A 23,202-nucleotide genomic window follows, 5' to 3' on the forward strand; every position below is an offset into this window, starting at 1 on the left:
AGAGAAATACGTTCGTTTACGGAATAAACAAGACGCTCTATAACGGTCCCCCAACGCCGCAACTGTTGTTTACACAACTGTTGGCCAGGCGACACTCTCTGTTGAACATCGCTCAAGGACTTGTCATGGATGTTTTCTGGTTCCTTCCGACCCATGGCGACGGCCATTTCCTCGGTACCACCCAAGGCGCTCGCCCGGTCACCCTCAACTATCTGAAACAAGTAGCCCAGGCCGCCGACAACCTCGGTTACCACGGCGTGCTGATTCCCACTGGCCGTTCCTGCGAGGACTCCTGGGTGATTGCCTCGGCGCTGGTGCCCCTGACCGAACGCCTGCGTTACCTGGTGGCGATCCGCCCTGGGATCATCTCGCCCACCGTGTCCGCGCGCATGGCCGCCACCCTTGACCGCCTGTCCAATGGCCGCCTGCTGATCAATGTGGTGACCGGCGGCGACCCCGATGAAAACCGTGGCGACGGCAGCTTCCTCGACCACAGCGAACGTTACGAGGTGACCGATGAGTTCCTCAAAATCTGGCGTCGGGTATTGCAGGGCGAATCCGTCGACTTTGAAGGCAAACACCTGAAGGTGCAGAACGCCAAGGCCCTTTATCCGCCGGTCCAGAAACCCTACCCGCCACTGTATTTCGGTGGTTCGTCCGATGCCGCCCACGACCTCGCCGCCGAACAGGTGGACGTGTACCTGACCTGGGGTGAACCACCGGCAGCTGTCGCGGAAAAACTCGCCGATGTACGTGAACGCGCGGCGCGCCATGGGCGCACCGTCAAATTCGGCATTCGCCTGCATGTGATCGTGCGCGAAACCGAAGACGAGGCCTGGAAAGCGGCAGCCAGGCTGATCGAGCACATCAGCGACGAAACCATTGCCGCCGCGCAAAAATCCTTCTCGCGCTTTGACTCCGAAGGCCAGCGCCGTATGGCCGCCCTGCACGATGGGCGGCGCGACAACCTGGAAATCGCCCCCAACCTGTGGGCCGGCGTCGGCCTGGTACGCGGTGGTGCCGGCACCGCCCTGGTGGGCAACCCGCAGCAAGTGGCCGAACGGATCAAGGAATACGCCGACCTGGGCATCGAGAGCTTTATCTTCTCCGGCTACCCGCACCTGGAAGAGGCCTATCGCTTTGCCGAACTGGTGTTCCCGCTGCTGCCCGAACCCTACGCCAGCCTGGCCGGACGCGGCATCACCAACCTCACCGGGCCGTTCGGCGAAATGATTGCCAACGATGTACTGCCTGCCACCGCCAAAGCCTGAACCAACCTTTGTAGGAGCCGGCTTGCCGGCGATGGCGATTTGTCAGTTACGCCGCTATCGCCGGCAAGCCGGCCCCTACAGTGGGTCCTCAGTGCATTTGATTTTTTCAGGAGCTGCGCGTGACAGCCAAACCCCATAGCGTCCTGCCGTCCCCCTTGCAGACCGCCAAGCTGCTGGCCGCCGAGTTCGCGCTCAGCGCCGTGGAGCGTGACGAGCGCGGCGGCACGCCCAAGGCTGAGCGCGATGCCCTGCGCCACAGTGGCCTGCTGGCCCTGAGCATTCCCACCCAGTACGGCGGCCTTGGCGCACGCTGGAGCGAAACCCTGGAGATCGTGCGCGAGTTCGCCAAGGTCGACAGCTCCATCGCCCATGTCTTCGGCTTTCATCACCTGATGCTGGCCACCGTGCGCCTGTTTTCCCGCCCGGAACAATGGCAACCCTGGTTCGAGCAGACCGCCCGCAAGCACTGGTTCTGGGGCAACGCCCTCAACCCGCTGGACACCCGTACGGTGGTCAAGGACTTTGGCGGCTGGCGCGAATTCTCCGGCAAAAAAAGCTTCTGCTCCGGCGCCAGCGATTCACAAATGTTGATCGCCTCGGCGGTGGATGAAAGCGCCGGCGGCAAGCTGTTGATCGCCGCCATCCCTAGCGGGCGCAGTGGCATCACCGTGCACAACGATTGGAACAGTATCGGCCAACGCCAGACCGACAGCGGCAGCGCCAGCTTCGAACGCGTGCGGGTCGAAGAATCTGAACTGCTGCTCGACCCCGGCCCCCTGAGCACGCCCTTTGCCTGCCTACGCCCGTTGATTGCGCAATTGACGTTCACCCATATGTTCCTCGGGATTGCCGAAGGCGCGTTTGAAGAAGCGCGCAACTACACCCTCGCCGAGACCCGGCCCTGGCACAAATCCACCGTCCAGGATGTGCGTCAGGACCCATATGTGCTCAACCACTACGGCGAGTTCTGGGTCGCGCTGGAAGGCGTGCGCCTGCTGGTGCAGCGGGCCGCCGAGCTGCTGGACCAGGCCTGGGACAAGGGCCCGGCCTTGAATGAACAGGAGCGCGGGCAACTGGCGATTGCCATCGCCACGGCCAAGGTCGCCGCCACCCGCAACGGCCTGGAGCTGTGCAGCCGCCTGTTTGAAGTCACCGGCGCCCGCTCCACCCATGCCTCGCTGCGCCTGGATCGCCATTGGCGCAACCTGCGCACCCAAAGCCTGCACGACCCGGTGGACTACAAACTCCACGAACTGGGCGACTGGGCCTTGAACCAGTCCCTGCCCACGCCAACGTTCTATTCCTAGAGGTGCCCATGCAGCTTTTGACCCTCCCGCCCTCGCCCGCCCTCGCCACGTCGATTCGCGCCACCGCGCAAGTCTTCGAAGACCCGAAATCCCAGGCCTTGCTCGCGCATATCCAGCAAGTGGCCCCCAGCGAAGCCAGCGTGCTGATCATCGGCGAGACCGGCACCGGCAAAGAGCTGGTGGCCCGCCATATCCACAACCTCAGCGCCCGGCGCAACCGGCCCTTCGTGGCGGTCAATTGCGGGGCGTTTTCCGAATCCCTGGTGGAAGCGGAGTTGTTCGGCCATGAAAAAGGCGCGTTCACCGGTGCCCTCAGCGCCAAGGCCGGCTGGTTCGAAGAGGCCGACGGCGGCACCCTGTTCCTCGATGAGATCGGTGACCTGCCCATGGCCATCCAGGTCAAGCTGCTGCGCGTTTTGCAAGAGCGCGAAGTGGTGCGCCTGGGCTCACGCAAGAGCATTGCCATCGATGTGCGAGTGCTGGCGGCGACTAACGTGCAATTGGAAAAGGCCATCAACGCCGGGCATTTCCGCGAGGACCTGTATTACCGCCTGGACGTGGTCAGCCTGGAACTGAGCCCGTTGCGCGAACGCCCCGGCGATATCCTGCCCCTGACCCGGCACTTTATCGACGCCTACAGCCAGCGCCTGGGCTACGGCCCCATCACCATCAGCCCCGAGGCCGAGCAAAAGCTCAAGAGCTACAGTTGGCCGGGCAACATTCGCGAACTGGAAAACGTCATTCATCACACCTTGCTGATATGCCGCAATGGCGTGATCGAGCGCGATGACCTGCGCCTGTCGAACATGCGCATCGAGCGCCAGGACGATAGCCAGCACGGTGTCGACAACAGCGCCGAAGCCTTGTTGGAGCGGGCCTTCCAGAAGCTGTTCGACGAACAGGCCGGCGCCCTGCATGAGAAGGTCGAAGACGCATTGCTGCGTGCAGCCTATCGCTTCAGCCACTACAACCAGGTACACACCGCCAACCTGCTGGGCCTGAGCCGCAATATCACACGCACCCGCCTGATCAAAATCGGCGAACTGGCAGTCAACAAGCGCCGCCCTGGGGCAAACCTGCAGGGCGAACGCATGTTGCACCTATCGATATAGGTTGGCGCTGCGCTCGGTGCAATCGTGCGCGCCGCTGCTTGATGAAATGTTCAGGGAGCCGTGACAGTCGTCGGCTAGCCAGAGGCCACGAAAGACCTGGCCTATAGTGAAAAGACCGGAAAAACCGGCCCCTGGCAACCTTCAAGGAGAGCGACATGAGCGTCAAACCTATCCCCGAGGGCTATCACAGCATCACGCCCTACCTGGGCATCGACAAGGCCGCGCAAGCCATCGAGTTCTACAAAAAAGCCTTCGATGCCACTGTTTTCATGCGCCTGGACATGCCCGACGGCAAGGTCGGCCATGCCGAGCTGCGCATCGGCGATTCACCGATAATGCTGGCCTCGCCCTGCGATGAAATGGCCTTCGCCAGCCCAGGAGCGCACCCCACCAGCGTTGGCCTGCACCTGTATGTGAAGGACGTCGACGCCCAGTACAAACAGGCGATCGCGGCAGGCGCCATTGCGATTTCCGAACCCAAGGATCAGTTCTACGGCGACCGCTCTGGGACACTCAAGGACCCGTTCGGGCATGTCTGGTTCCTCGCCACCCATATAGAGGAGTTGACCGAGGAACAGATTCGCCAGCGCGCCAAGGATCTGTTCGCATAACCCCCATCACCTGTAGAAGCCGGCTTGCCGGCGAAAAACCCGGGAACAACGCGGGGCAGCCAATACCCAGCGTTATCGCTGGAGTTTTTCCCTGGCAAACCAGCGCCTACAGGGCGCTTGTTGCGCATCGGAAACATTTGCTTTCATTTGCGTCTTAGGGTTTTGCGATTCTCATCCGTCTTAACTTAGATACAGCCCGTCGCGTAAGCAAAAGCTACGACCGGCCTTTCCCGGGCCTCCTCTGCCCCCCTCCGATCAAGACCCCCATAGACATGTCGAAGAAGTCACGCTCCAAACTCTGGTTTCTCGTACACAGCTGGCTGGCGTTGCCCATCTGGTTCTTCGTACTGATCGTATGCGTTACCGGGACCCTGGCGGTGGTCAGCCAGGAAATCGTCTGGCTGGTCAACCCGGAAATGCGCGCCAGCAAGCCGTCGGACGATGCCGAACTGCTCACCTACGACCAGATCCTCGCCGCGATCAAGCAGGCCGAGCCCAAGGCCATTGTCGAGTCCATCGTCCGCCCGGATGAGTCGCACTTTGCCCTCGACGTCGACATCAGTTACCCCGACGGCCGCTCCGTAGCGGTCTACGTCAACCCGTACACGGGGGTTATCCAGGGCATCAGCCCATCGTTCAACTTCCGCCAGTTCACCCGCGCCCTGCATGGCTGGTGGCTGGTGCCGTTCACCAATGGCTTTAGCTGGGGCTGGTACCTGGTGTCGTTCCTCGGGCTGCCCATGCTCGCGTCGCTGGTCACGGGCCTGGTGGTCTACAAACGGTTCTGGAAGGGTTTCTTCAAGCCGACCCTGCGCTTCAAGCATGGGGCGCGGATTTTCTGGGGCGATTTCCACCGCCTGAGCGGCATCTGGTCGATCTGGTTTATCGCGGTGATTTCCATCACCGGCACCTGGTTCATGATCCAGGCGATTCTTTCGGACAACCAGATCACCATCTCCAGCGAGGCCATCGTGCCGGTGATTTCCCGGGACAAGGTGCCGCTGTCGGCCCCAGGCGTACCGCCGCCCATGATTGCCCTGGACGATGCCATCAACATCGCCACCCAACGCATCCCAGGGTTCGAAGTCAGCTTCGTCGGCCTGCCGAGCAATGCCTACAGCCACTTGAGCATCGGCGGCCGCGGCTGGTACCCGCTGATGTTCCAGACCGCCGACATCAACCCCTACAACGGTGAAATCGCCGCCACGCACCTGCTGTCGGACCGCTCGGGCCTGGAGTTCGTCACCGAATCCATGCGCCCGCTGCACACCGGCGACTTCGGCGGGATCTGGATCAAGCTGGTGTGGTTCTTCTTCGGCCTGTTGCTGAGCATGATGGTGCTCAGCGGTCTGTTGATCTGGAGCAAGCGCACCGCCCTGGCCACGTTGCACGCTCTCAAGCGCAGCGCCAAGGCCCCGCGCAACACGGCGCCGGCCAATCCTGTCGGCGCCATGCAGGCTGAAACCTCGGAGGGCAAATAATGAGCAAGGCCACCACCGTTCAGGCGCCCTCGCCGCTGCGCGCCTTCTGGCTCAAATGGCGCTTCCACATCAATATCCTGCTGTTGCTGGTACCCCTGGGCTTTATGCCCAAGTACTTTGCCGACGCCGCGCTGTTTCGCGGCGACAGTGGCCTGGGTGAGCGCGAGGTCGGCGAAGTGCAGGTCGGCCCGTGGAGCATCACCCTGGCCGAGCTGCGTAATGAAGCGCCCCGCCCCAATCCGGCCGGGCCGATGAAATCCTTCAATGCCGCCCTGTGCGCCACCTGTGGCGAGCAGGTCAAGGCCACCTACCTGCGCATCGGCAAGCCTCGCAGCCTGCGGGCCGCCGGGGTGATTTTCTTCGGCACCCCGTACCGCATGGGCGCCGCCCTGCCCATCCCTGAACGCACCCCGCCCGACGCCGAACTGTGGATCACCATGGAAGGCTGGGACGGCAGCATGCAGCAGGCCTCCATTCCCTTGAGTCAGGCATCGCCTGCCACCGTCGCCTGGTTGAACAAGCAAGGAGTTAAACCATGACTTTACTGCGCCTGACCCGCGCCTGCGCCGCGCTGATCCTCAGCCTGGGTGCGAGCAACTACGCCCTGGCCCACAACCCGATGTGCGAATGCAAGGAAATCCCCGGCGAGCAGATCCAATGCACCGGCGGTTTTTCCGACGGCAGCGGCGCGCCCGGCGTGACCCTGGATGTGATCGGCTACGACGAGACCATCCTGGTGCCCGGCAAGCTGGGGGCCGACTCGACGCTGACCTTCAAGAAACCTGCCAGCGAGTTCTACGTGCTGTTTGACGCCGGTCCCGGCCATGTTGTCGAGATCGACCAAGCGGATATCCAGGCACCATGACCGGCACGAGCCCAGGCAGCACCCAGGTGGTCCGGCCCGCCGGCGCCGGCCATGAAACCCTCTACGTCCTGCTGCTGTGCCTGATCATCCTGGCCGTCGCCGGCACCGTGGTGTCCCTGCATGGCGAAACCCAGACCGTCGAGGCCGTGGCCAGCCACCAACTGGACGCGCGCCGTGACCTGAGCGCCGCCGAGCAAGGTATCTACGCCGACCTGCGGGTGACCCTGGATGAAATCCAGTTGCTGGAGCAGGAACACAGCGCCCTGCCGACGCCCGCGCAACTGGCCGAAGAAGGCTTCGCGCCCTTCGCCCAGGACGCCAGTTCGGTCAGCCGTGGCGACCATCGCTGGCAGTTGCTGGCGCCTTCGGCGTACCTGGGCTTGAGCCAGGCCAATGACACCAGCGGTTCGCTGCTGATGCGCGTCAACGGAGCCGAGCCGGATATCTGGCTCAACCGCAGCGCCAACCTGGCTGCCCCCACCGACCTGAGCGACCAGGGGTTGATCGCCGCTGGCTGGCAGCAGGTCGTTGCGCAATTCGACGCTGGCGTCACCCGCCAGCATCGCCACTGAATTCACGCTGTTTCCGAGAGAAGATCGATTACCCATGTCTATGTCATCTCCCTTGCTCCGCCTGCTGCTGGTGGGCTTGTTCAGCGTCCTGCTGACACCCCTGGCCAATGCCGAGGCGGCCAAGCGCCTGCGTATCGGTATCACCCTGCATCCTTATTACAGCTACGTGGCCAATATCGTCGGCGACAAGGCCGAAGTGGTGCCGCTGATTCCGGCCGGCTTCAACCCCCACGCCTACGAGCCGCGCGCCGAAGACATCAAGCGCATTGGCACCCTGGACGTGATCGTGCTCAATGGCGTCGGCCACGACGACTTTGCCGACCGCATGATCGCCACCAGCGAGCGCCCGGACATCCCGGTGATCGAAGCCAACGCCAACGTGCCGTTGCTGGCCGCCACCGGCAACGCGGCCCGCGGCGCCGGCAAGGTGGTCAACCCGCACACCTTCCTGTCCATCAGCGCGTCTATCGCCCAGGTCAACAACATCGCCCGGGAACTGGGCAAGCTCGACCCGGACAACGCCAAGACCTACACCCAGAACGCCCGCGCCTATGGCAAGCGCCTGCGCCAGATGCGTGCCGATGCCCTGGCCAAGCTCACCAGCGCACCCAACGCCGACCTGCGCGTGGCCACGGTGCATGCCGCCTACGACTACCTGCTGCGTGAATTCGGCCTGGAAGTGACCGCCGTGGTCGAACCGGCCCATGGCATTGAGCCAAGCCCGAGCCAACTGAAGAAGACCATCGACCAACTGCGTGAACTGGACGTGAAAGTGATTTTCTCGGAGATGGATTTCCCGTCCTCCTACGTCGATACCATCCAGCGTGAGTCGGGGGTCAAGCTGTACCCGCTGTCGCATATTTCCTACGGTGAATACAGCGCCGAGAAGTACGAAGTGGAAATGACCGGCAACCTCAACACCGTGGTCCGGGCCATCCAGGAGTCGGGGGCATGACGGCGGCTGAACACCTGAGCGTGGCCAGCATCGGCCCGACGCTTGAATTCGATAACGTCTCGCTGACCCTGGGCCGTACCGCGATCCTCGATAACGTCAGCTTCCAGGTGCGACCGGGCAGTATCCACGCCCTGGTCGGCCCCAACGGCGGCGGCAAGAGCTCGCTGATCAAGACCCTGCTGGGGCAGACGCCACACCAGGGCCAACTGAGCCTGCACTGGCCGAACACTCCCGGCACCATCGGCTACGTGCCCCAGGCCCTGGAGTTCGACCGTGGCCTGCCGATGACCGTTGACGACTTCATGGCTGCCATGTGCCAGCGGCGCCCGGCGTTTCTCGGTGTGTCCCGGCATTACGCCGGGGCGATTGGCGAGGCGCTGGAGCGCGTGGGCATGCAAGACAAACGCAAGCGCCGGATGGGCGCGCTGTCCGGCGGCGAGCGCCAGCGTGTGCTGCTGGCCCAGGGCCTGATCCCAGCGCCGCAACTGCTGGTGCTCGATGAACCGATGTCGGCCCTCGACGAAGCCGGGATCCAGGTGTTCGAACGCCTGCTGGGCGACTGGCGCCAGGCGGGGATTACCGTGCTGTGGATCGAACACGACCTGGAGGCCGTGGGCCGCCTGGCAGATCGCGTCACCGGCCTGAACCGCCGCTTGCTGTTCGACGCCACGCCCAAGGAGGCACTGACCCCGGAGCGCCTGCTGACGCTGTTTTCCACCCACCCACGGAGCGCAGCCCAATGAGCTACGAAGCCTTTCGCTTGATGGTCCAGGGCTGGGCCTCGTCCGGCTACCTGCCGGAAGCCCTGGCCTATGGGTTTGTGGTCAACGCCCTGCTCGCCGGCCTGCTGATCGGCCCGGTACTGGGGGGCCTGGGCACACTGGTGGTGGTCAAGCGCTTTGCGTTCTTCTCCGAAGCTGTCGGCCACGCCGCACTCACCGGCGTGGCCGTGGGCATTCTGCTGGGGGAACCCTACACCGGGCCTTATGGCAGCCTGTTCGGCTACTGCCTGTTGTTCGGCATCCTGCTCAACTACCTGCGCAATCGCACCGGCCTGGCCCCGGACACGCTGATCGGCGTGTTCCTCTCGGTGTCCCTGGCGCTGGGCGCGAGCCTGTTGCTGATCCTGGCGGGCAAGATCAACGTGCACATCCTGGAAAACGTGCTGTTTGGTTCGGTCCTGACCGTCAACGGCAATGACCTGCTGGTGCTGGCCGTTGTCGGCTCATTGGTGATGGCCCTGGCCTTGCCGCTGTACAACCGCATCATGCTCGCCAGCTTCAACCCGCAACTGGCCGCCGTGCGTGGCGTGGCGGTGAAGACCCTGGACTACCTGTTCGTGATCCTCGTCACCCTGATCACCGTGGCGGCGGTCAAGGTCATCGGCGCGATCCTGGTGGGTGCCCTGCTGGTGATCCCGGCCGCTGCGGCCCGCCTGTTGAGCCAGTCGCTCAAGGGTTTTTTCTGGATCTCGGTGGTGATCGCCACACTCAGCACCCTGTGCGGGATTCTGCTGCCGATCATCTTCGACCTGCCCATCCCGTCCGGCGCCGCGATCATCCTCGTCGCCGGCATCGCCTTCGCCCTGGCCGCCATCGCGCGCGGCACGGTCCCCAGCCTGAAAGGGAATCTCGGATAATGCGCCCTGTTCTACGCCCCCTCGCCCTGGCCATCGCCTGCCTGATCAGCACCCCGCTGCTGGCGGCCGGCACCGCCAAACCGCTGCCGGTGGCAGCTCAATCCGCCAAGCCGGTCAAAGTCCTGGCGGCCCTGCCCGTGACCTTCGGGCTGGCCGAAACCCTGCTCAAGGGCACCCAGGTCAAGCTTGAACGCGCGGCACCGGCCAACCTGCCGGGCTCGCGCCAGACCTCGTACTTTACCGGGCGTGGCGCGCCGGCCTTGCATACCCTGGCGCTGGATGCCGACGCGGCCATCGGCCTGCGTTCGCTGTGGCCGGACGACCCGCTGTACCCGGTGGCCCGGCGCAGCAATATCCGCATCGTCGAAGTGGACGCCGCCCGCCCGGTAGACGGCGGTTTGCCGGGCGTGGCCCTGCAACCGGGGACGGTGGATGGCCTCAATAGCCAGCCGTGGCAATCGAGCAACAACCTGGGGCGCATGGCCGATGTCATGGCCGCCGACCTGAGCCGCCTGGCGCCCGGCGCCAAGGCCCAAATCGACAGCAACCTGGCCAGCCTCAAGCAACGCCTGCTCAAGCTGACGGCTGACAGCGAGGCGCGCCTGGCCCAGGCCGACAACCTGAGCGTGGTCAGCCTGAGCGATCATTTTGCTTATCTGGTGAGTGGGTTGAACCTGGAGTTGCTCAGCACCGATCCACGGCCGGATGCCGAGTGGTCTGCGCAGGCGCTACAAACGCTGACGACCAGCCTGAAGGACAACGACGTGGCGTTAGTGCTGCACCATCGTCAACCGGCTGAGGCGGTAAAAGCCGCGATCAGTGCAGGGGGGGCGAAGTTGCTGGTGCTGGCTACTGACGGCGCGGACCCGGTAGCGGAATTGGAAGGGAATGTGGATCAGGTGATCAAGGCCTTGGTGCCCTGAAAGCAACGCAATACCCCTGTGTGTGCGAGCTTATGTGGGAGCGGGGTTGTGTGGGAGCGGGCTTGCCCGCGATGGCGGTGTATCAGTCAACTAATGTATCGACTGACACTCAGCCATCGCGGCATAGGTATCTACACAACTCTTTTATCTAGTGCTTATTGGGTTTGTGTACATATCCGTTGCTGCGGTCACGGCGGCTTAGGGTTCCGCCCTTACGGCGGCTCACTTTTGTAAAGCGCAAAAGTAAGCAAAACACTCTTGCCCCACCACTCGGTGCCTCGCCTAGGCTCGGCATGCCCGCAGTCAGGCATTGCTCCGTGGGCCCGCCGCGATCGGCCATCCATGGCCGTGTCGCGGCTACCCCGGCATCCTGCCGGGGTGCCCACTACGCAATACCTGCCTGCGGCCAGCGTGGTTTAACGGGGCGCCTAAGATCAAAAGCCAGATCAAAAGCAGAGCAACAGCAAAGCCAGAGCGCGAAGCTGCTTTCCCCTGTAGGAGCTGGCTTGCCTGCGATGACGCCCGAAAGAACACATCAGAGTATCTGGTATTCATTCGTCATCGTTAACGACCATCGCAGGCAAGCCAGCTCCCACATTTGCTTGTGTTCAGCCAGCAACAACCTGCGCATCCATCTTCTGGCGCAAGCTCAGCGGGCGCATATCAGTCCAGACTTCTTCGATATAGGCCAGGCACTCTTTCTTCATCCCGCTTTTACCCACGGTGCGCCAGCCTTCTGGCACGGCCTTGTAGTCGGGCCAGATGGAGTACTGTTCTTCATGGTTGACCACCACCTGGAACAGGATGTCTTCGCGGTCAAATACTGAGGTCATTGCGGTTCTCCGTCACTTAAAGGCTGCCACGCACTGCGCGTGGCTGATGTATGTAGGAACGTATAGCGGTGCAGGAAAATTAGAGGCTCGCCACAGCCGCTGCCAAAGCCCGACCGAAGATCTCTGCCACGCGGTCGATTTCTGCCCCGGTGATGACCAGCGGCGGCAGGAAACGCACCACGCCGCCATGGCGCCCGCCCAGCTCCAGGATCAACCCGCGCTTGAGGCATTCGCGTTGCACCAGCGGCGCCAATTGCCGATGGACCGGCGGGTGGCCCTGGACGTCGGGCGTGCCGTTGGGGTTGACCAGCTCTACCCCGAGCATCAGGCCGCGCCCGCGGATATCCCCCAGTTGCGGGAAGTCCCGCTGCAGGATGCGCAGGTGTTCAGCCAGGCGCTCGCCCATGGCCGCCGCGTGGTCGGCGACGTTATGTTGCTTGAGGTAGCGCATCACCGCCGAGCCGGCCGCCATGGCCATCTGATTGCCGCGGAAGGTCCCGGCATGGGCGCCCGGCAGCCAGGTGTCGAGCCACTCGCGATACACCACCACCGCCAGCGGCAAGCTGCCACCAATGGCTTTGGACAACACCACCACATCCGGAACAATGCCGGCATGTTCAAAGGCAAACATCTTGCCGGTGCGAGCGAACCCGCTCTGGATCTCGTCGACGATCAACGCCACGCCGGCCTGCTCGGTAATGCGGCGCAGGCCACGCAGCCAGTCGAGGTCGGCCGGGATCACGCCGCCTTCGCCCTGCACCACTTCGACGATCACCGCCGCCGGCAGCAAAACGCCGGCCTCCGGGTCGTTGAGCAGGTTTTCCAGGTAGTGCAGGTTGACCTTGACTCCCTCTGCCCCACCCAGGCCGAACGGGCAGCGGTAGTCATAAGGGAATGGCAAGAATTGCACGCCATTGGCCAGCAAGGCACCCAACGGCTTTTTCGGCCCCAGGCTGCCCATCAGGCTCAATGCGCCCTGGCTCATGCCGTGATAACCGCCCTGGAACGACAACACCGTGCTGCGCCCCGTGGCGGTACGCACCAGTTTCAGCGCGGCTTCCACCGCGTCGGTGCCGGTGGGGCCGCAAAACTGGATCTTCGCCTCCCGCGCCAGTTCCGCTGGCAGCAGGCCGAACAGGTCCTGCACAAACTGGTCCTTGACCGGCGTGGTCAAGTCCAGGGTATGCAGCGGCAACTCGTCGAGCAGCACCTGCTGGATCGCTTCGATCACCACCGGGTGGTTGTGCCCCAGCGCCAACGTGCCGGCTCCGGCCAGGCAGTCGATGAAGCTGCGACCTTCAACGTCCTCGACATAAATACCCTTGGCCCGCTTGAGCGCCAGGGGAATGCGCCGTGGGTAGCTGCGGGCATTGGATTCCTGCTGGCGCTGGCGGGCCAGCAGCGGCGATTCATCGAACTGGTAAAGCGCTTCCGCAGGCGTCGGGCTGGCCGACACCTGCAAATCTTCAATGCGACTGGTAGCGACTGACATCTCTAGATCCCTCAATACGCTGATGATGGTGACCAAACTGCCAACCCGTTGACGTCTGGCCCCCAAAGGGCGTGCGCACGGATTTCCTGTTCTGGAAACGCTTCAGCGGCGTGAGGATTTACACCCGGCTCAGTGAAAAACCGGCAAATGGCCGGTCACTCGCCGGCACTGGTGTACTTTTCATTCAGTGCATACAGAATCGCGCAGGTCTCGATATCCAGTTGCCCACGATAATCGGCGGGCCGGAAGTGCATCTGGAACGCACGCAGGCGCTGCTGGAACGCCTGGCGGTTTTTCGCCGGGGCGTAGCCGTAGCGCTGGAAGGCCCGTTCGACCTCCACCTCCTGGGGCAACCCCATGCGAAAGCGCCGCTCATAGGCACTTTTGGCCTGTGCATCGAACCAGGCGCCAATGCCCGCTTCGAACAAACCGTGCCAGGGCAAGCGTGGCCCCGGGTCACTCTTGCGCCAGAACGCCACATCCGAATGGCCGACGATATCGGTGGCGCCGATCTGCGGATGACGGGCGCAAATGTCGCGCAGCAGCGCGATCAGCACGGCGATCTGCTGCGGATCATAGGCAGGAAAGGTAAACACCCCACCCTCATCGCGGGCCAGGTTGACGATCTCGATGCCGATGGAGCGACTGTTGACGTTATCGCGACCCGCCCAATGACTGGCGCCTGCATGCCAGGCGCGCTGGCGTTCATCCACCAGTTGGAACACCCGCAATTCGTCGTAGCCGGCACTTCGATAGCTGGCCTCATGGGGGGCGGGTAACAGGTAATGGGCACTGACACCCTGCTGCGTCAGGGTGCGCAGGGAGGAGGCAAAGGGCGCGGCGGTGTAATGCACCACCACCTGGCGCACGGCTTCACCATTGCGTTGATTAAAATCTTTGGCTGGATAAGTGGAATCGATGACCAACATAGGCGCTGTCCTTTTCAATACAGGCTGAGTCATTCAGCCGGCAAACCTGCAAACACAAAAATTGCCGCCATCCTGAAGCGTCGGGCCCCAGGATGGCGGTAGTTATGTGTATGCAAGCAAGGATCAGCGCCGCAGCGGCATCCCCAGGTCGACCCGCAGGCCGTCGGGCTGGCTGTCGAAGGCCAGGGAACAAGAGCATCGCTGGACAATCGCCTGCACGATGGCCAGGCCCAGGCCACAACCGCCGCTGTTGCCATTGCGCCAGAAACGCTGGGTCAGGTGTTGCAGGTCTTCGCTGGAGATCGGCGCGCCATGGTCGCGCACGCGAAACACCACTTGATTGCCCTGGGTGAACACGCTCAACTCCACCCGCGTATCGGCCGGGGTATGGCGCAGGGCGTTATCCAGCAGGTTACGCAAGGCCGCCACCGCCAGGCCCACGGGCATTTCCACCGGATCCTGGGGCAGGTTGTCCGGCAGGATCAGGTCGATGCGGCGGTTGTCGCCGGCGTTGGCGTCCTGGATCGCCAGGCGCGCCACCTGTTCGGCACTGGACTGCAAACCGTCATCAAACGACAGGCTGCCCTCGACCCGCGCCAACAGCAGCAACTGCTCAAGGGTGCGATGCAGGCGGTCGGCGCCCTCCTCGGCATGGGCCAGGGATTGATCGCGGGCGGCGCCGTCGGTCATGCGTGCCACTTGCAGGTGGGTCTTGATGGCCGTAAGCGGGCTGCGCAGCTCGTGAGCGGCATCGCCGGTCAGCCGGCGCTCGCGCTCGATGGTCTTGGCGATGCGTTGCAACAGTTGGTTCTGGGTGTCGAGCAGCGGCTTGAGCTCGCTGGGCAACGGGTGAATCTGCAACGGCTCAAGGGAGTCGGCACTGCGCCGCATCAAGGCATCGCGCATGCGGTTGAGCGGCACCAGGCTCTGGCCGATCCCCAGCCACAACAGGCACAGGCAACCCAGCAAGGCCACGCCCACCGGCACTGAGGCCGCCAGCAGGATCGACATGTTCAGCGCCTCGCGCTCCACCTGACGGTCGGCGGTGGTGATGAACAAATCACCCCGGGCCAGGGTAAAGCTGCGCCAGGCAGCGCCGTCGATGATCTGGTCGCGAAAGCCACTTTGCCGCGATTCCAACCCCTGATCCGGCGTGGTGTGGCTGCGGGCCAGCACTTCACCCCGCAACGAGCTGACCTGGCACGCCATGCCACCGGGCACATTCAGTTGTTCGGCGCCAAAACGCTTGCCCTCGCCCACGCTGGCCAGGCCCGGCATCTGCTCCATCAGCCCGGCCACCATGCGCGCCGAGGCCACCAGGCGCTGGTCCAGGGAAAACATCATCTGGTTGCGCAGGTCGTTGAGCATCCAGGCCGCCGCCAGCGCCCAGATCAGCACAAAAGCGGCGCCCAGCTTGAAGGTCAGACGCAGGCGCAGGCTCATCACGAGGCGTCGTCTCCAGTATCCGCCGGGCCCAGGCGGTAGCCCAGACCGCGCACGGTCTCGACAATACCGTTGCCCAACTTGCGGCGCAGGTGGTGGATATGCACGTTGAGGGCGTTGCTTTCCAGTTCATCGTTGAACCCGTAGACGCTGTCCTTGAGCTGCTCGCTGGACAGCACCCGGCCACGGTTGTGCAGCAATGCCTGCAACAGGGCCTGTTCGCGGCGAGACAAGTCCACCGGCTGGCCGCCGAGCAAGGTTTCGCGGCTGCTGGGGTTGTAGCTCAGCCGGCCATGCTCGATCAGGTTGACGCTGCGCCCGGCCACCCGGCGCAACAGGGTTTGCAAGCGTGCAGCCAGCTCGCGCAGGTCGAAGGGCTTGAGCAGGTAATCGTCGGCACCGGCTTGCAGGCCGTCGACGCGGTTGGTCACCGAGTCGCGCGCGGTGAGGATCAGCACCGGGATCTCCAGCCCCGCACTGCGCTGTTGCTGCAGCAGTTTGAGACCGTCTTCATCCGGCAGGCCGAGGTCGAGCACCATGATGTCGAACTCCGCCGCCTTGAGCATCGCCCGCGCCGCCGCGGCCGTGGCTACGCGCTCGACCGTAAAGCCCTGGGCGCCGAGACCGGCAACGATGCCACTGGCAATCAGGTCATCGTCTTCACAGACCAGTACGTGCATGCTGAACCCTTTGCAAAAATGCTGATTTAAAGGAGGGCGGATTAAGCACGCATTATGCCGGCAAAAGATGCGCGCCTTGAAAATCCCTACACTCTAGAATAGCCCGGTTAATCATCGGTTAATCAGCGCCACACATTGTGTGCCCACTTGCATCGAACTAAGGCTTGACCATGCGGCATCTGTTTATCTTCCTGTTGGTGTTGTTCACCGGATTGGCCCAGGCCGCGCCTGGCAACAATCCGTTCGAGACCAAAGCCGAGTTCCTCCCGGTAGGCAAGGCCTTTACCTTTACCTCCGAGCGCCTGGAGTCCGGTGAAACCCAGCTGTATTGGCAGATTGCCGACGGTTATTACCTGTACCAGCAACGCATGAAATTCGAAGGCCTGGCCGAACAGCCCGTGCTGCCCCAGGGCGAGGCCCATAGCGACGAGTTCTTCGGCGAGCAACAGGTGTACCGCCAGGGCCTGGAAGTGAAACTCCCGGCCGGTGCCACCGGTAAGGTCAAGCTGGGCTGGCAGGGCTGCGCCGATGCCGGCCTGTGCTACCCGCCGCAATCGCTCACCGTCGACCTGGGCGGCAACCCCGCCGTGGCCGCCACCGCCGAGGCCCAGGATGAAAGCCTGGCCAGCGGCCTGCAACAACGCAGCCTGGGCTGGAGCCTGCTGGTGTTCTTCGGCCTGGGCCTGCTGCTGGCGTTTGCCCCGTGTTCGCTGCCGATGCTGCCGATCCTCGCCGGCCTGGTAGTGGGCAGCGGTGCCAGCCCACGCCGTGGTTTTGCCCTGGCCACCAGTTATGTGGTGTGCATGGCGCTGGTGTATGCCGCCCTCGGCGTACTGGCCGCGCTGGCCGGCAGCAACCTGGCTGCGCTGCTGCAAACCCCGTGGATCCTCGGCAGTTTCGCCGCGCTGTTTGTGATCCTCGCCCTGCCAATGTTCGGCTTCTTTGAACTGCAACTGCCGGCCTTCCTGCGCGATCGCCTGGACAACGCCAGCCGTCGGCAAAACGGCGGCAGCCTGGTCGGCGCCGGCGTGCTCGGGGCCTTGTCCGGCCTGCTGGTAGGCCCGTGCATGACCGCGCCCCTGGCCGGCGCCCTGCTCTACATCGCACAAAGCGGCAATGCCCTGCACGGCGGCCTGATCCTGTTTGCCATGGGCATTGGTATCGGCGTGCCCTTGCTGTTGCTGGTGACGGTGGGCAATCGCTTCCTGCCCAAGCCAGGCACCTGGATGAATGTGCTCAAGGGCGTGTTTGGCTTCCTGTTCCTCGCGACCGCCGTGTTGATGATCCGCCCGGTCGTCGACGAAAGCCTGTGGCTCGGCCTGTGGGGCGTGCTGGCACTGGTGATGGCCTACTGCGGCTGGAGCCTGGCCCGCGAGTACGGGCTGGTCGCCAAGGCACTGGGCGCAGTTTCCCTGGTCCTGGGCCTGTGGGGCGCGATCCTGGTGATCGGCGCAGCCGGTGGCAGCGATGACCTGTGGCAACCGCTCAAGGTGTTCGGTGGCTCGCCGGTGGCCGGCGCGCCGACCGCCCATGACAGCTTTACCACCATCAACGACCCGTCAGCCCTGCAAACCCAGCTCGACAGCGCCAAGGCCCAGGGCCAGTGGGTGCTGCTGGACTACTACGCCGACTGGTGTGTGTCGTGCAAGATCATGGAAAAACAGGTGTTCGGCAAACCCGAAGTCATGGAGGCCCTGAAAAATGTGCGCCTGCTGCGCCTGGACGTCACCGCCGACAACGCCGCCAGCCGTGAGCTGCTGGGCCGCTACAAAGTCCCCGGCCCACCGAGCTTTGTATGGATCGGCCCGGACGGTGCAGAGCGCCGCGCCCAGCGCATCACTGGCGAAGTGGACGCCGCAGCCTTCCTGCAACGCTGGACCCAGACCCGGGACGCACCCTGATGCTGACCTTGACCATCGGCACCTTTGCCATTGCCTTGAACCATCTGCTGCTGATCAGTGCGCTGGTCCTCGCCACAGTGGTGGGCTGGCGCGTGGCCAAGCGTGGCGGCGAGAACCCCGAGTCGGTGCTGTTCAGCCTGTTCCTGCTGGGCATGCTCAGCGCGCGCATCGGTTTTGTATTGATGTACTGGTCGTACTACCGCGATGACCCGCTACAAATTGTCGACCTGCGCGACGGCGGCTTTCTCGTCTGGCCGGGGGTGATCGTGCTGATCATCGCCGCCCTGCTCTGGAGCTGGCGCCGCCCGGCCCTGCGCAAGCCGCTGACCGCCGGCGTGGTCAGTGGCCTGGCGTTCTGGGCGCTGGCCAGTTTCTCGTTGAACATCTATGAAAAAGGCACGCGCCTGCCGGATATCGCCCTGCGCAACGCCGATGGCGAAACCGTGCAACTGGCCGACTACCAGGGCGGCCCGTTGGTGATCAACCTGTGGGCCACCTGGTGCCCGCCCTGCCGGCGGGAAATGCCGGTGCTGGAAAACGCCCAGAAACAACGGCCTGACGTGACCTTCCTGTTCGTCAACCAGGCCGAAAGCATGCAAAGCGTCAGCACCTACCTGGCCACCCAGGGCCTGAACCTGGACAACGTCCTGTTCGACGCCAGTGGCCGCCTGGGCCAAGCCGTGGGTTCGATGGCGCTGCCGACCACGCTCTTCTATCAAGCCGATGGCCGGCTGATCAACAGCCACCTGGGCGAGCTGTCCCAGGCCAGCCTGGCCCGCGCCATGGAATATTTCGACCCCACGGACTCGACCGCCGCCAAGACGGCCCCTTCAAGGAAACCCTTATGCCCCGCCTCCGCCACCTGCTGACCCTGCTGCCCCTGGCACTCGCCGCCAACCTCGCCCACGCCGAAGAATGGCCGGCGCCGATCAAACAGATCGAAGCCAAGGGCGCCAAGATCATCGGCAGCTTCGATGCACCGGGCGGGCTCAAGGGCTATGCCGCGCAGTACCAGAACCGTGGCATGGCGCTGTACCTGACCGCCGACGGCCAGCACGTGCTGGCCGGCAACCTGTACGACGCCAAGGGCAATGACCTGAGCACCGCGCCCCTGGAAAAACTGGTCTACGCGCCGATGGCCAAGGAAATCTGGGCCAAGATGGAACAGAGCAGCTGGATCCAGGATGGCGATAAAAACGCGCCGCGCACCGTCTACCTGTTCAGCGACCCCAACTGCCCGTACTGCAACATGTTCTGGGAACAGGCGCGGCCCTGGGTCAAGGCCGGCAAGGTGCAGTTGCGCCACATCATGGTCGGGATCATCCGCGAGGACAGCCCCGGCAAATCGGCGGCGCTGCTGGCCAGTAAAGACACGGCCCAGGCCCTGCAAGAACATGAGTCTGCGGGCAAAGCCAGCAAGCTCAAGGCCCTGGCCAAGATCCCGGCCGAGATCCAGGCCAAGCTCGATGCCAATATGAAGTTGATGGAAGAGCTGGAATTGTCGGCCACCCCGGCGATTTTCTACCTGGATGACAAGGGCCAGTTGCAGCAACAGCAAGGGGCGCCGTCGCCGGATAAACTGGGGAAAATCCTCGGCCCGAAATAATCGCTCGACGCTGGCCGGACAAGGCCTCCAACGGTTGGAGGCCTTGTTGCGCAGCTTACATCTCTGTCACAGTCAAGCCAGTCACGTCGTAGTCATTGCCCGGCCCCCCCCCCATCTGCAGGTTGTCCAAGGTGAGCCGCACCGTAGCGGCCTTGGCCTGGAACACGCCCTGGAGCAAGTACCAGGTGGCAGGAGGTAACATTTCCGCTGAGATTGGCACCCCCTGGGCCGTGAGGATCAAGCGCGGCCTGTTCACTAACAGCGGAATATCACGGATCCACGCACTGAACCGATAGGAACGCCCCACCTGCAGCCCGCTGAAGTCCTTGAACAGTTTCACACGCTGCGTGGCTGGATCGCTGGTATCGGTGTACCCCCAGTCCTGCAAGAAATACCCGTTCGCCGCTCCAGGCACAGCACCTAGCTTGAGCACCAGATCGCCAGGATTGGTGGCACCGGGTCCTCTGTTCCAGCCATTCCAGCCTTTGCCGGCAGGATCGAAGTCGGTGTGGTCGGAGAATGCCTTACTTAACAGCAGCTGCAACGCCGGAAACACCACCGCCGTACTTTCCTGACTGCTTCCATCAGCAGTGACTTTGCAGGTGAACGTCAAGGTGCTGAGATCCTTCAAAAGCTCAAGCTCGATTCGCCTCAACGCTTGCTTGAGCCCGACGCTGACTTCTGCCTCCGTCACGACCTTGCCCAGGTAAACATTAAAAATGTACGGGCTGCCATCCTCCCTGGTCCCAATCCCGCGCAGCCAGACTCTCTGGTTCGGCAAGATAAACCACCAGGGTTGCACGGTAATGTCCGCATCGGCGCTGAAAGTGCGCAAATCCAGAATGTTGTTGGTAGCCTGCGGCACCACCGGCGTCGGCAAACGTACGGGCACACTAATCTGCAGGTCGAGGTCCGGGGAAGTTGCCACTTTGCACAGACTGGTGACGGTGTAGTTGATCTTCACCGTCTTGCCGATCCCATGGATCACTGCTTCCCGGGGAATATGGAAATCCACGTAGCCTGGATCACTGCTGCCAGGCTTCGACATCAGTGGTAGGCAAGTACCGTCTGTGCGCGTCCAGCACACACTGATTGTATGACTAGGGTTGATCAGCGCGTAGGCCACGCGCACCGTCACGCCATCCCGGCCGTTGTAAACCGTGAGCTGGGTGCCCACCGCTTCGCACACCGTGGGCGCCTTGAGCTCCAGCCCCTCCTGTGCGATGTCCAGAGGCAATACCGGGAATCTGTGGGCACTGTCCTTGTCCAGCTGGCCGTTGAAATTCACCGCAAAATGCACTTCAAAGGCGCTGCAATCCGCCAGTTTTTGCAGCTCGTGGCGCGGTAACGGCGCCTCGACACCGTTCAACCACTGTTCGGTGACCGGTACCCCCTCCAGCACCTCAAAGCTGTATGGGCTGCCGTCTTCCAACTCTCCGGTCACCCACAACCAGCAGGGCTGGCCCAGGGCAATGTAAGGCCAGGCAACCACCGTTGCGCTAGCATCGCCGCCGAATGTACTGAGGTCCAGGGTGCTGCCCGTCGCCTGTTCCACCGCCAGGTTGGGCAGGCCGCTGATATCCAGGACATGCACCTTTTGTGGCGGCGACTCCCATTCGCCGCCACACACACGTGACACGCTGTAGCCCAGCAATATCTGCTGGCGCAGGTTGGCGCTGATCGCCGACGGCGCAACGGCGAATACCAGGCTCTGCTCCCCCTGCGCCACAACGCGACACTCCAGCCCCGGCGACCCAGGCCCAGGCGTGCCGATGAACGTGGGGCAAACCATATCCCCCGGGCACATACGCTCGTACGCCACCTGGATATGCGCGCCGTCCTGCGTGTTCACCGGGTTGACGATCCAGCCGTCGGCGCCGCAGTCCACCGCCTCGACAAGATGGGGCTTGGGCAACTCCAGGTGCGGTTCGGTGAGCAGGTTCACCAGCAGCGAAGGAAACGCACGATAGACCGGCCGCGAATCCCTGGGTGGCAGAAACTCAACGCTGAACAGGATGTACAACTCGCTGTCATGCTTGAGCGCCGCCAGTTCGGCCCGGGGCAAGGTCCGGGTCCAACCGTTGCGAATATCCTCTTCACTGACCGGCTCCCCATCAAAAAGGTACAGCCGGGCTTTTGAGCCATCCGGGTAGACACCACCGATATACAGCTGCACACGTTGCGTGGTGCCGATAAATGGCCAAGGCGCAACATGGATCGTGACCGGGTCATCACAGCACATCTGCCCAAGGTCCAGGCTGTTGAACGGGGCTTCGAGGATCTGCGGCCGGGGCAGGTTGGACGGCAGCGGGATCCAGACCACGCCATCAGGCGACGCTTGCTCGCCGCCATCACGGGTCACGGTGTAGCTGAAATTCGCGAAGTTATCCAGGCGCATACCCACGAACTGCGGCGGGATATGGAAGTCGATACAGCCTTCGTCCATACCGTTCTGTGGGGGGATAGGGGCACAATCGCCGTGGGTCGATTCCCAGCACAGGGAGATACTGTCAGTGCTGCGCATATCCTCGTAACAGACACGTACCGTTGCGCCCTCCAGCAATTTGAGCGGGTCCACCTCAGCCTGGCCTTGCGCCTCGACCAATTTCGGTTCGGGCAAGTGCAACGACGCATCCACAAACAACAGCACGGTTGTACGGGGATGAAACTCGTGGGCGTTTTCCGGAAGCTGGGTTTCGTAGATCGGATCAACCGGCACCGGCGGCTGGGGTGAGGTGCCATCAAAGATCACGGCCATGTGGATGGTCAGGGCCGAGTAGTCCTCGCGCCGTGCCATCCAACTGCGCGCGAGCTTGAACTCAAAGATATGCCCGGCAATGGCCTCGGCGGCCGTCACCACATGGTCCCGAGCGACCCAGCTAAACGCGAACGGCGGCTTGTGCTGATCGCCTGCCACATTGATAAACAGCCGCTGCCCGGCCTGGATCATCGGCCACGCCTTGACCCTGATGGTCTCATCGCCGCTGAATGCCTTCATATCCAGTTGCCAGGTGCTATGGATGTATTGCGCATGGGCAAACACCGGCAGCGATGCCTGGAGGTCCTGCTCGCGGATCTGTTGGACCTCCAGTTCCAGCACCAGCGACTGCTTGAGTTGACCGCCCACAGACGCTGTGTACCAGATCAACACGGTATGCCCGATGCAGGTACTGACCCACTGCCATGGAATGGGAATGTCAATGCTGCCAGTGGTACTGCCTGTTCGCACAATCGGCTCGAACACCGGCTCGTCCTGATCCCGGATGGCCCAGTACAACGTCACCGGTGTCGCGCCCATCCCGGCAAATGCAATAGTTGCGCGCGTGCCGTCGATGGCGTCGATGGGATACAGGATGTTGTTGTTGGCGGCGTATTGAATCTGCGGATAGGGTAATTCGACGGTGGCTTCAACAAGGGGCTGGGCAGCGGCCGGTGACGAACTTTGGGGCGCAGTTTTTTTAACCATGACAGGACCTCCAGTCCAGGGAAAGTTAACCAGCAGGCCTGACCGCCAGGCCAAAAACTGCTGTTATCTAACGCTTGGAATACAAGCCTTGCCTACTGTCAGAATTGACAGTTCAC

General features: G+C 63.1%; 21 protein-coding genes. 15 read left to right on the top strand and 6 right to left on the bottom strand.

Going from position 1 to position 23,202, the window contains the following annotated elements:
• Nucleotides 1–125: 125 nt before the first annotated feature.
• From ssuD to ACO77H_RS18000, 12 genes are all read left to right on the top strand, one after another.
• Nucleotides 126–1,271: an FMNH2-dependent alkanesulfonate monooxygenase gene (gene ssuD / locus ACO77H_RS17945; RefSeq protein ID WP_170057079.1), complete on the top strand. Its 1,146-nt coding sequence runs from the start codon at nt 126–128 to the stop codon at nt 1,269–1,271.
• Nucleotides 1,272–1,390: 119 nt separating this feature from the next.
• A complete protein-coding gene (locus ACO77H_RS17950; RefSeq protein ID WP_170042847.1) occupies nt 1,391–2,578 on the top strand; it encodes an acyl-CoA dehydrogenase family protein in 1,188 nt (395 codons plus the stop codon).
• Between the two features lie 8 nt (nt 2,579–2,586).
• On the top strand, nt 2,587–3,690 hold the full coding sequence (locus ACO77H_RS17955; RefSeq protein ID WP_170042846.1) for a sigma-54 interaction domain-containing protein: 1,104 nt from the start codon (nt 2,587–2,589) through the stop codon (nt 3,688–3,690).
• 155 nt (nt 3,691–3,845) lie between these two features.
• Entirely contained in the window at nt 3,846–4,301 is a 456-nt protein-coding gene (locus ACO77H_RS17960) for a VOC family protein (protein WP_169957228.1), read from the top strand.
• 272 nt (nt 4,302–4,573) lie between these two features.
• Nucleotides 4,574–5,782: a PepSY-associated TM helix domain-containing protein gene (locus tag ACO77H_RS17965; RefSeq protein ID WP_169957229.1), complete on the top strand. Its 1,209-nt coding sequence runs from the start codon at nt 4,574–4,576 to the stop codon at nt 5,780–5,782.
• On the top strand, nt 5,782–6,321 hold the full coding sequence (locus ACO77H_RS17970) for a thiamine pyrophosphate-binding protein (RefSeq protein ID WP_169957231.1): 540 nt from the start codon (nt 5,782–5,784) through the stop codon (nt 6,319–6,321). The genes ACO77H_RS17965 and ACO77H_RS17970 overlap by 1 nt, the downstream gene beginning before the upstream one ends.
• The gene (locus ACO77H_RS17975; RefSeq protein WP_169957232.1) at nt 6,318–6,647 is read left to right on the top strand and encodes a hypothetical protein; all 330 of its coding nucleotides are present in this window, start codon (nt 6,318–6,320) and stop codon (nt 6,645–6,647) included. The genes ACO77H_RS17970 and ACO77H_RS17975 overlap by 4 nt, the downstream gene beginning before the upstream one ends.
• The gene (locus ACO77H_RS17980; protein ID WP_170042845.1) at nt 6,644–7,219 is read left to right on the top strand and encodes a DUF6162 family protein; all 576 of its coding nucleotides are present in this window, start codon (nt 6,644–6,646) and stop codon (nt 7,217–7,219) included. The genes ACO77H_RS17975 and ACO77H_RS17980 overlap by 4 nt, the downstream gene beginning before the upstream one ends.
• A gap of 34 nt (nt 7,220–7,253) precedes the next feature.
• Complete coding sequence (locus ACO77H_RS17985; RefSeq protein ID WP_029300635.1) at nt 7,254–8,174, top strand: metal ABC transporter substrate-binding protein; 921 nt, start codon at nt 7,254–7,256, stop codon at nt 8,172–8,174.
• Nucleotides 8,171–8,917, top strand: coding sequence for a metal ABC transporter ATP-binding protein (locus ACO77H_RS17990; protein ID WP_170042844.1), 747 nt, complete (start codon nt 8,171–8,173; stop codon nt 8,915–8,917). The genes ACO77H_RS17985 and ACO77H_RS17990 overlap by 4 nt, the downstream gene beginning before the upstream one ends.
• Nucleotides 8,914–9,813 (top strand): metal ABC transporter permease, encoded by a 900-nt coding sequence (locus ACO77H_RS17995; protein WP_169957238.1) that lies wholly within the window; start codon nt 8,914–8,916, stop codon nt 9,811–9,813. The genes ACO77H_RS17990 and ACO77H_RS17995 overlap by 4 nt, the downstream gene beginning before the upstream one ends.
• Nucleotides 9,813–10,736 carry a metal ABC transporter solute-binding protein, Zn/Mn family gene (locus tag ACO77H_RS18000; protein ID WP_432754387.1) on the top strand — a complete coding sequence of 308 codons (924 nt, stop codon included), beginning with the start codon at nt 9,813–9,815 and terminating at the stop codon, nt 10,734–10,736. The genes ACO77H_RS17995 and ACO77H_RS18000 overlap by 1 nt, the downstream gene beginning before the upstream one ends.
• Nucleotides 10,737–11,344: 608 nt before the next feature.
• On the opposite strand, the gene ACO77H_RS18005 is transcribed toward ACO77H_RS18000, so the two are convergent.
• From ACO77H_RS18005 to ACO77H_RS18025, 5 genes are all read right to left on the bottom strand, one after another.
• Nucleotides 11,345–11,569, bottom strand: a complete 225-nt coding sequence (locus ACO77H_RS18005; protein WP_032862749.1) for an MbtH family protein — start codon at nt 11,567–11,569, stop codon at nt 11,345–11,347.
• A gap of 79 nt (nt 11,570–11,648) precedes the next feature.
• The gene (locus tag ACO77H_RS18010; RefSeq protein WP_170042841.1) at nt 11,649–13,061 is read right to left on the bottom strand and encodes an aspartate aminotransferase family protein; all 1,413 of its coding nucleotides are present in this window, start codon (nt 13,059–13,061) and stop codon (nt 11,649–11,651) included.
• Nucleotides 13,062–13,216: 155 nt separating this feature from the next.
• Nucleotides 13,217–13,990 carry an N-acetylmuramoyl-L-alanine amidase gene (locus ACO77H_RS18015; RefSeq protein ID WP_169952534.1) on the bottom strand — a complete coding sequence of 258 codons (774 nt, stop codon included), beginning with the start codon at nt 13,988–13,990 and terminating at the stop codon, nt 13,217–13,219.
• A gap of 123 nt (nt 13,991–14,113) precedes the next feature.
• A complete protein-coding gene (locus ACO77H_RS18020; protein WP_169952536.1) occupies nt 14,114–15,433 on the bottom strand; it encodes an ATP-binding protein in 1,320 nt (439 codons plus the stop codon).
• Nucleotides 15,433–16,113: a response regulator gene (locus ACO77H_RS18025; protein ID WP_169952538.1), complete on the bottom strand. Its 681-nt coding sequence runs from the start codon at nt 16,111–16,113 to the stop codon at nt 15,433–15,435. The genes ACO77H_RS18020 and ACO77H_RS18025 overlap by 1 nt, the downstream gene beginning before the upstream one ends.
• 170 nt (nt 16,114–16,283) lie before the next feature.
• On the opposite strand from ACO77H_RS18025, the gene dsbD reads away from it, so the two are divergent.
• The 3 genes from dsbD to dsbG are packed head-to-tail and all read left to right on the top strand — an operon-like array spanning nt 16,284 to nt 19,620.
• On the top strand, nt 16,284–18,014 hold the full coding sequence (gene dsbD / locus ACO77H_RS18030) for a protein-disulfide reductase DsbD (protein WP_432754388.1): 1,731 nt from the start codon (nt 16,284–16,286) through the stop codon (nt 18,012–18,014).
• Nucleotides 18,014–18,883 (top strand): TlpA disulfide reductase family protein, encoded by an 870-nt coding sequence (locus ACO77H_RS18035; RefSeq protein ID WP_170042838.1) that lies wholly within the window; start codon nt 18,014–18,016, stop codon nt 18,881–18,883. The genes dsbD and ACO77H_RS18035 overlap by 1 nt, the downstream gene beginning before the upstream one ends.
• Nucleotides 18,859–19,620, top strand: coding sequence for a thiol:disulfide interchange protein DsbG (gene dsbG, locus ACO77H_RS18040; RefSeq protein WP_169952544.1), 762 nt, complete (start codon nt 18,859–18,861; stop codon nt 19,618–19,620). Before ACO77H_RS18035 ends, dsbG begins: the two co-directional genes overlap by 25 nt.
• Before the next feature lie 55 nt (nt 19,621–19,675).
• Here dsbG and ACO77H_RS18045 read toward each other — a convergent pair whose 3' ends face one another.
• Nucleotides 19,676–23,086, bottom strand: a complete 3,411-nt coding sequence (locus ACO77H_RS18045) for a hypothetical protein (RefSeq protein WP_432754389.1) — start codon at nt 23,084–23,086, stop codon at nt 19,676–19,678.
• Between the last annotated feature and the right edge of the window lie 116 nt (nt 23,087–23,202).

Source organism: Pseudomonas sp. WMBT8, from assembly GCF_050916005.1.
In the GTDB taxonomy this organism is placed as follows: domain Bacteria; phylum Pseudomonadota; class Gammaproteobacteria; order Pseudomonadales; family Pseudomonadaceae; genus Aquipseudomonas.

Bases quoted from the DNA above. Each gene is read 5' to 3' on its own strand.
- ACO77H_RS17960 (WP_169957228.1), top strand. From the start codon at position 3,846: ATGAGCGTCAAACCTATCCCCGAGGGCTATCACAGCATCACGCCCTAC.
- ACO77H_RS17955 (WP_170042846.1), top strand. From the start codon at position 2,587: ATGCAGCTTTTGACCCTCCCGCCCTCGCCCGCCCTCGCCACGTCGATT.
- ACO77H_RS18015 (WP_169952534.1), bottom strand. From the start codon at position 13,990: ATGTTGGTCATCGATTCCACTTATCCAGCCAAAGATTTTAATCAACGC.
- dsbG (WP_169952544.1), top strand. From the start codon at position 18,859: ATGCCCCGCCTCCGCCACCTGCTGACCCTGCTGCCCCTGGCACTCGCC.
- ACO77H_RS18025 (WP_169952538.1), bottom strand. From the start codon at position 16,113: ATGCACGTACTGGTCTGTGAAGACGATGACCTGATTGCCAGTGGCATC.
- ACO77H_RS18010 (WP_170042841.1), bottom strand. From the start codon at position 13,061: ATGTCAGTCGCTACCAGTCGCATTGAAGATTTGCAGGTGTCGGCCAGC.
- ACO77H_RS17965 (WP_169957229.1), top strand. From the start codon at position 4,574: ATGTCGAAGAAGTCACGCTCCAAACTCTGGTTTCTCGTACACAGCTGG.
- ACO77H_RS18035 (WP_170042838.1), top strand. From the start codon at position 18,014: ATGCTGACCTTGACCATCGGCACCTTTGCCATTGCCTTGAACCATCTG.
- ACO77H_RS18045 (WP_432754389.1), bottom strand. From the start codon at position 23,086: ATGGTTAAAAAAACTGCGCCCCAAAGTTCGTCACCGGCCGCTGCCCAG.
- ACO77H_RS17990 (WP_170042844.1), top strand. From the start codon at position 8,171: ATGACGGCGGCTGAACACCTGAGCGTGGCCAGCATCGGCCCGACGCTT.
- ACO77H_RS17980 (WP_170042845.1), top strand. From the start codon at position 6,644: ATGACCGGCACGAGCCCAGGCAGCACCCAGGTGGTCCGGCCCGCCGGC.
- ACO77H_RS17970 (WP_169957231.1), top strand. From the start codon at position 5,782: ATGAGCAAGGCCACCACCGTTCAGGCGCCCTCGCCGCTGCGCGCCTTC.
- ssuD (WP_170057079.1), top strand. From the start codon at position 126: ATGGATGTTTTCTGGTTCCTTCCGACCCATGGCGACGGCCATTTCCTC.
- dsbD (WP_432754388.1), top strand. From the start codon at position 16,284: ATGCGGCATCTGTTTATCTTCCTGTTGGTGTTGTTCACCGGATTGGCC.
- ACO77H_RS18020 (WP_169952536.1), bottom strand. From the start codon at position 15,433: ATGAGCCTGCGCCTGCGTCTGACCTTCAAGCTGGGCGCCGCTTTTGTG.
- ACO77H_RS18000 (WP_432754387.1), top strand. From the start codon at position 9,813: ATGCGCCCTGTTCTACGCCCCCTCGCCCTGGCCATCGCCTGCCTGATC.
- ACO77H_RS17995 (WP_169957238.1), top strand. From the start codon at position 8,914: ATGAGCTACGAAGCCTTTCGCTTGATGGTCCAGGGCTGGGCCTCGTCC.
- ACO77H_RS17975 (WP_169957232.1), top strand. From the start codon at position 6,318: ATGACTTTACTGCGCCTGACCCGCGCCTGCGCCGCGCTGATCCTCAGC.
- ACO77H_RS18005 (WP_032862749.1), bottom strand. From the start codon at position 11,569: ATGACCTCAGTATTTGACCGCGAAGACATCCTGTTCCAGGTGGTGGTC.
- ACO77H_RS17985 (WP_029300635.1), top strand. From the start codon at position 7,254: ATGTCTATGTCATCTCCCTTGCTCCGCCTGCTGCTGGTGGGCTTGTTC.